This window comes from Ilumatobacter sp., from assembly GCF_049588435.1.
Lineage (GTDB): Bacteria > Actinomycetota > Acidimicrobiia > Acidimicrobiales > Ilumatobacteraceae > Ilumatobacter_A.
Genome location: NZ_JBAVYV010000169.1, coordinates 1 through 6,900, shown reverse-complemented (window position 1 = coordinate 6,900; position 6,900 = coordinate 1). Strand labels below are relative to the sequence as shown.

Below are 6,900 nucleotides of genomic sequence, written 5' to 3'. Positions count from 1 at the left end.
CCGCTCGAGCGTTCGATTGAGCACCGTGATGTCGACCGAGCCCGCACGGGCGAGCGCGTCGATCAGCGACCGCGCCGCTCCGCCGGCACCGAGGATCGCGACTCGTGAACCGGCAACCTCCACACCTGCATCGGCGAGCGATGCGACGAAACCGGCGCCGTCGGTCGATGCGCCGACGAGGTCGTCACCGTCCCAGCTCACCGTGTTGACCGACTGCAGCGCCCGCGCCGCCGGTTCGAGGTGATCGACGAGTACGGCGACGTCGGACTTGTGCGGCATCGTCACCGAGAGGCCGGCGATTCCGAGTGTGCGCATCGCGGCGAGCGCATCCGCAGCGTTTCCGGGGGCGACCTCGAACGCGACGTAGGACCAGTCGATCCCGGCCGAGGCGAACGCTGCGCGATGGATGGCCGGCGACAGACTGTGTGCGACCGGTGACCCGATGACCGCGGCGAGTCGCCCGGCCATCAACCGAGCAGTCCGGCGGCCGCCGCACGATCGACGTTCGCCTGGTGCTGTTCGGGCGTCGCGGCGAAGGCGTGGGTGCCGTCCTCGTCGGCGAGGACGTAGAAGAAGTAGAAGCACTGATCGGGCTGCGGCAGGTCGGCACAGATCGGGTCGCCGGGAGCCGGGTTCGGTGCGGGGTTCAACGCGGCCTCGATCGACGCACGGCCCGGGCTGGCGATCGGCGTCTTGGGGAGCGCCGGAATGAGATAGGTGTTCCAGTCGCTCGGAATCTGGCGGACCTCGGAGAACGGCGTGCTGGGGTCGATCCCCAACTGGTTCCGGCCGTACAGCACGGCTGCGTCGATCTGGAGCGGGAACGGATCGTCGGGGTTGTTCGCCGTGACGAAGAGCCGGTTGTGGATGACGCGGGAGATCTTGGCGCGATCCTCGGGGACCTTGGCCTCCTTCTCGATCATCGACGCGATGGTCAGGATCTCGTACGGCGTGCGACCGAGTGCCGCGCTCTTGGTGACGATGTCCTCCTGGCCGGTGACGCGCTCCATGAGCCCGATCATGCGGTTGATGACCTGTGCTTCGCTCTCGGCGTTGGAGACCTCGTACGTGTCGGGGAACAGCAGCCCCTCGAGCGACGAGACGCCTTCGGGTGGCATCAGCGTCGAGGTGACGGAAGGATCGGCCGCTGCCGCGGCGAAGTCGTCGGCCGACATGCGGTCGATCTCGGTTTCGAGCCGCCGCCCCATCTGGGTCAGCACGAAGCCCTCGGGGAAGGTGACCTTGCTGTACGTCTGTCCGGGCGGTGTGCGCAGTCGACCGAGCACGTTGCCCATGTGATCGTTCGGTCGGATCTCGTAGTAGCCGGGTGTGATCTCGAGCCCGCCGTTGCGATCGACGTACTGCTCGAACACGTGCGCATCCGAGATCAGACCGTCGTCCTCGAGGCGGTCGGCGAGCGTCTCGAAGGTCTCGTCATCGGCGACCGTGAAGCTCTGCACCTCGCCGGGCTCGCCCTCGGGGTTCAACTTCTGGACATACCACCAGCCGACAGCGCCGGCGATCATCACCATCACGATGGAGACGCACAGCAGGGCGTAGACGCCCCACTTGAAGACACGCGTCTGTCGGCGCAGCCGCTCGACGCTTCCGGTGCGGTCGGCGTTGTCCCACGGGTCGACCTCCCAGTCGATGGCCGGACGCGAATCCGGATCGATTTCGGCCTCGGGGAGCAGCGGATCGAGTCCGGTGCTCACGAAGGCGCTCCGGTGGGATCGGCTGCTGGGTTGCGACCCCACGTGTTGCGACGGTGCTCGAGCCACGCCTGCAACATGACCGCAGCGGCGGCCTTGTCGACGACGAGCCGTCGTTGTTTCGCATCGAGGCCCACCTCGAGCATGTGGCGTTCGGCGGTCACCGTGGTGAACCGCTCGTCGTACATCTCGATGGGCACCCCGACGACGCTAGCCATCTGCTGCGTCTCTTTGGTGGCAGCTCGCGCCGCGGGACCGTGGGTTCCGTCGAGCGACAACGGCAGACCGACGACGACCACCTCACACTCCTCGACGGCCACCAACTTGGCGATCTCGGCGTGGTCGTGGCGACGACTCTTCGAGCGGTGAACGGTCGTCAGGGCCGATGCGATCGTGCCCGAGATGTCCGACACCGCGATCCCGATCCGCTTCGAACCGAGATCGACGCCGAGCGCCCGAACCCCTGGAACGCGTTCGGGGCCGGCGTCAGGAGAACTCGCCAACAGCCGTCGCCGCGAGCCGCAGCGCCTCCTGGATCCCGGACGGATCCTTGCCACCGGCAGTCGCGATGTCACCCTTGCCGCCTCCGCCGCCACCGACCGCGCGAGCGGCGTCCTTGAGCAGCACCGAGGCGGGCTTCTGAGAGTCCTTCGGGACCGCAGCGACCAGGCCGACGCCACCGGACGGGGTCTCACCCACCAGCACCACCGTGTGCACGCTCGGCTGTTGGCGCACGGCGATCGCGAGCTCGCGCAGCTCACCGGGATCGAGCTGGTCGATCTGGGTCACGACGACACCGTCGTTGGCGATCGCCGCCAGTTCGGTCGCGCGACCCATCGCGAGGTGCGCGCGCAGCGTCTTGATCTCACCCTGGAGCGTCTTGATCTCGTCGAGCTTGCGTTGCACGCCACCGAGCACGTCGTCGGTCTGGGTGCCGACCAACGATGCGACGTTGCCGAGAAGTTCCTCGTCGCGCTGGAGCAGCGCGACCGATCCCTCACCGGTGAACGCCTCGATCCGGCGGAGGTTCGACCCGATCGAGGCCTCGCTCACGACCTTCACCATCCCGATGTCACCGGTGGCGGACACGTGGGTACCACCGCACAGTTCGATCGTGTCGCCCGCCTCGAGCACGCGGACGATGTCGCCGTACTTGTCGCCGAAGAAGGCGATCGCGCCGAGCGACTCGGCTTCGTCCTTGGTCGTCTCGAACGTGCGCGTCGGTCGGCTGTGCAGGGTCTGCGCGTTGGCGAGACGTTCGATCTCGGCGATCTGGTCGGCGGTCACCGCTTCGTAGTGGGAGAAGTCGAACCGGAGACGATCGGGTCCGACCCACGAACCGGCCTGCTTCACATGCTCGCCGAGGACCTCTCGCAGGGCGTGGTGGAGCAGGTGGGTTCCGGTGTGGTTGCGGCGGATCTTCTCGCGCCGCTCACTGTCGATCGATGCCGTCGCGGTCTGACCGGCGCTGATCACGCCGTCGGTGATCCGCACCGTGTGTCGCCGGAGGTTCGGGATCGCGTACGTCGTGTCGATCACCTCGGCTGTTCCGGTCTCGGTGACGATCGTTCCGGTGTCGCCGATCTGTCCGCCGGACTCGGCGTAGAAAGGCGTGCGGTCGAGGAAGATCTCCGAGATGCCCTCACCCGACGAAGCATCGCCGTCGTACACCGCGAGGACACGCGCCTCGGCCTGATCGTCCGAGTATCCGACGAACTCCGTCGTCCCGAACTGTTCGACGACCTCGCGGTACCGCCCGAGCGACGCGTCGTCGACGGTGCCCTTCGCAGCGGCCTTCGCGCGGGTGCGCTGCGCGTCCATCTCGACGTTGAACCCGTCGAGGTCGACGGCCACGTCGCGTTCGGAGGCGATCTCCTGCGTGAGCTCGAGTGGGAACCCGTACGTGTCGTGCAACAGGAACGTCGTGGACCCCGACAGCGACTCGGAGTCGTCCTCGAGGGCGGTATCGAGGATCGAGAGCCCGTTCTTCAGCGTCTGGCGGAAGCTCTCCTCCTCACGCGTGATCACGTTGGTGATGAACTCCTGATTCTTGACCAGGTCGGGATAGGCATTGCCCATCACGCCGATCGCCGTCTCGGTCAGGCGTGGCATCACGAGCGACTCGGTGCCGAGCATGTACGCGAAGCGCACAGCGCGTCGGATGATGCGCCGCAGGACGTAGCCGCGCGCCTCGTTCGACGGGAACACGCCGTCGTTGACCAACATCGACGACGAACGAGCGTGCTCGGCGAGCACCCGCAGGCCGAAGCTGTCGGTGTCGTCGTAGTCACCGACGCGATACGTCTTCCCGGTCAGCGACTGGGCCTCGTCGATCAGGGGCTGCATCAGGTCGGTCTCCCACACGGAGTCGACGCCCTGTTTCAGAGCCAGGATGCGCTCGAGTCCGGCGCCGGTGTCGATCGACGGGCGTGGGAGCGGCGTGCGGGTGCCGTCCTTGGCCTGGTTGAACTGCATGAAGACCAGGTTCCAGAACTCCATGAACCGGTCGCCGAAAGGATCTCCGAGGGGCCCGCCGTCGGGTCCGAACTCGGGACCACGGTCGATGTGCAGCTCGCTGCACGGCCCGCACGGCCCGGTGTCGCCCATCTGCCAGTAGTTGTCCTTGTCGCCCAGCCGTTGGATGCGGTCCATCGGGACCCCGACCATCTCGTGCCAGATCGCTTCGGCTTCGTCGTCGGACTCGTGCACGGTGACCCAGATCTGATCCCCGTCGAAGCCCCAGCCACCCGATGCGGGATCGCCGGTGACGAGCTCCCACGACCAGGGGATCGCCGATTCCTTGAAGTAGTCGCCGAAACTGAAGTTGCCGAGCATCTCGAAGAAGACGAGGTGGCGCTTGGTCCGACCGACGTCGTCCAGGTCGTTGTGCTTGCCGCCCGCACGTGCACACTTCTGCGAGGCGGTCGCCCGGTTGTAGGGGGCCTGCTCGTCGCCGGTGAAGTACGACTTGAACGGCACCATGCCGGCCACGTTGAACATCAGCGAGGGATCGTGCGGGATCAGGCTCGCCGAGGGCACCACCGTGTGGCCCTTGTCCGCGAAGAACCCCGTGAACGAGTCACGGAGCTGATCAGCCGTCATCGAATCATTCGTCACCATACGGCCGTGGATGCTACCGAGGTACGGTCACCGGCAGTGAGCAAGAATCCGCCAGTACACGAGGATCTCCACGAGTGGATCAGCTTCGACGATCCGGACGAACACCGGACGTGGGTGTTCGACGCCACCTTCCTGCGCTCGTCGTACACGTGCATCTACGGCTGCGGGTGCAAGGGCATCCTCGACGAGCCGGCTCCCGAACTCGAGCAGGGGTGTTGCAGCTACGGCGCCCACTTCGCCGATGCCGACGATGTGAAGTCGGTCGAGGGCTACTTCGAGCGGGTCCGACCCGAGCACATGCAGTTCCACGCCGATGCCCTCGCGAACGGGATCACGATGCGGGGTGAACTCGACGACGCGGCTGAGCCGACGGTCGTCAGCCGACTCGTCGACGACGCGTGCATCTTCTTGAATCGCGTGGGGTTCGAGGGCGGTGTCGGCTGTGCGCTGCACATCGCGGCCGAGGCGGCAGGAGAACGCCCGCTGGACTGGAAGCCCGAGGTGTGCTGGCAGGTTCCGCTCCGGCTCGAGCACTCCGAGGACGAGTCCGGCCACGTCACGTCACGACTACGCGAGTGGAAACGGCGCGACTGGGGCGAGGGCGGCGACGACTTCGGTTGGTGGTGCACCGAGACGCCGGACGCATTCGTCGGCTCGGAGCCGTACTACGTGTCGGGGCGCGACGAGATCGTCGAATTGGTGGGCGAACAGATCTACGACCTGATGGTCGAGGTGTTCGAGCGGCCGATCGCGGTTCCGCTCCCCCATCCGGCGCTGCGCCGGACCGGAATCGAGTGATTCGCGGCCTGGCGGAGGCGGATCAGTCCTCGGTGTCGTCCTCGTCGTCGTCGAACGTGACGCCGTACTTCGCTGCGAGCGCGGCGTACTCGTCGTCGTCCTCGTCGTCATCGGACTCGACGACGTCGGTCGACGAATCACCAAACCCCAGGTCAAAGGCCCCGGGGCCGGATTGCTTCAGTTTTCTCGCCTCTTCAAATCGGCGATGACGACCCTTCTTCACGACAGGGCTCCCTCACTGGACGGTTGACATGGAGACACGATTGTAGCGGCGGGACCAGGGATATCGTGGGGTGGAGAGCAGCGTTTGCCGTGTGTCACGATGTCGGCCATGCCCACGGTCGCTGTGCTCAACCAGAAAGGCGGGGTCGGGAAGACCACCGTCACCCTCGGACTCGCTTCTGCGGCCGGTGCGGCAGGACGGCGAGTCCTCGTCGTCGACATGGATCCACAGGGTTCCGCGAGCTGGGTGCTGGGCGTCGATCCGCTCGGAACTCCCGACGAGGTCACCCTCGGCGACGTGCTCGCCGGAGCGCACGTCACCGACGCCATTCGCCCGGCCGACACCACTGCCGGGTGGCCCGACTGCGTCGACGTGATCCCGGCAGGTGACGAGTTGCAGGGTTTCGAGGCCGGCGAGACCGGTCGTCTCGCCGCCGCCTTCCGTGGCGGGCACGACGTACTCGACTCCTACGACGCCGTGTTGATCGACTGTCCCCCATCGCTCGGAAACCTCACGACGAACGCGCTCACCGCGGCACGACATGCACTGCTCGTGGTGGAGCCATCGGCGCTGGGGCTCCGCGGAATCGGTGGGGTGGCGGATGCGATCGACGACGTCTGGGACAGCTACAACCCGGATCTGGAACTGTCGGGTGTGGTGCTGAACCGGGTGCCGGCGATCTCGAACGAGGCCGAGCGTCGGATCGCCGAGCTCCAGCGGATCGTCGGTCGCCAGGCGATTCTGAAACCGGCGGTTCCGGCTCGTGTGATCCTCAATCAGGCGGTCGGCGAACGCCGCCCGATCCACAGCTACGCCAGCCGTGCTGCCGACTCGATCGATGCATTCGACCGTCTCTGGGCGAAGCTCCGGCGCACCATCAAGAACACCTGACCTTCCGGACACCGCGTCCATTCAGCGCGGCCGGAACCTCGCGGGGAGGTCGGTGATGTCGAGTCGGGTGATGGTCCATCCCTGGAGATCGGGGCGTGCTCGTCCTCGTTCGACGTAGTCGTCCCAGCTCAGTGTCTCCAGGACCGGTGTTCCGGG

7 protein-coding genes are annotated in these 6,900 nt (G+C 66.6%); 2 read left to right on the top strand and 5 right to left on the bottom strand.

The genetic code is table 11. The features are described 5' to 3' along the window. From WBV89_RS06220 to alaS, 4 genes are all read right to left on the bottom strand, one after another. The coding region (locus WBV89_RS06220) for a shikimate dehydrogenase family protein (protein WP_423980469.1) at positions 1–468 on the bottom strand (468 nt) is incomplete at its 3' end. Next, on the bottom strand, positions 468–1,715 hold the full coding sequence (gene mltG / locus WBV89_RS06215; RefSeq protein ID WP_423980468.1) for an endolytic transglycosylase MltG: 1,248 nt from the start codon (positions 1,713–1,715) through the stop codon (positions 468–470). The genes WBV89_RS06220 and mltG, both read right to left, overlap by 1 nt. Beyond that, entirely contained in the window at positions 1,712–2,215 is a 504-nt protein-coding gene (gene ruvX, locus WBV89_RS06210; protein WP_423980467.1) for a Holliday junction resolvase RuvX, read from the bottom strand. The genes mltG and ruvX overlap by 4 nt, the downstream gene beginning before the upstream one ends. Then, a complete protein-coding gene (gene alaS, locus WBV89_RS06205; RefSeq protein WP_423980466.1) occupies positions 2,199–4,814 on the bottom strand; it encodes an alanine--tRNA ligase in 2,616 nt (871 codons plus the stop codon). The genes ruvX and alaS overlap by 17 nt, the downstream gene beginning before the upstream one ends. A 54-nt stretch (positions 4,815–4,868) precedes the next feature. On the opposite strand from alaS, the gene WBV89_RS06200 reads away from it, so the two are divergent. Beyond that, positions 4,869–5,630, top strand: a complete 762-nt coding sequence (locus WBV89_RS06200) for a hypothetical protein (protein ID WP_423980465.1) — start codon at positions 4,869–4,871, stop codon at positions 5,628–5,630. 22 nt (positions 5,631–5,652) lie between these two features. Here the strand turns inward: WBV89_RS06200 and WBV89_RS06195 are convergent, their stop codons facing one another. Further along, positions 5,653–5,853, bottom strand: coding sequence for a hypothetical protein (locus WBV89_RS06195; RefSeq protein WP_423980464.1), 201 nt, complete (start codon positions 5,851–5,853; stop codon positions 5,653–5,655). 108 nt (positions 5,854–5,961) lie between these two features. Here WBV89_RS06195 and WBV89_RS06190 point away from each other — a divergent pair, with 108 nt between their 5' ends. Further along, the gene (locus WBV89_RS06190) at positions 5,962–6,744 is read left to right on the top strand and encodes a ParA family protein (RefSeq protein ID WP_423980463.1); all 783 of its coding nucleotides are present in this window, start codon (positions 5,962–5,964) and stop codon (positions 6,742–6,744) included. The last annotated feature ends 156 nt before the right edge of the window (positions 6,745–6,900 follow it).

Bases quoted from the DNA above. Each gene is read 5' to 3' on its own strand.
- WBV89_RS06190 (WP_423980463.1), top strand. From the start codon at position 5,962: ATGCCCACGGTCGCTGTGCTCAACCAGAAAGGCGGGGTCGGGAAGACC.
- alaS (WP_423980466.1), bottom strand. From the start codon at position 4,814: ATGACGGCTGATCAGCTCCGTGACTCGTTCACGGGGTTCTTCGCGGAC.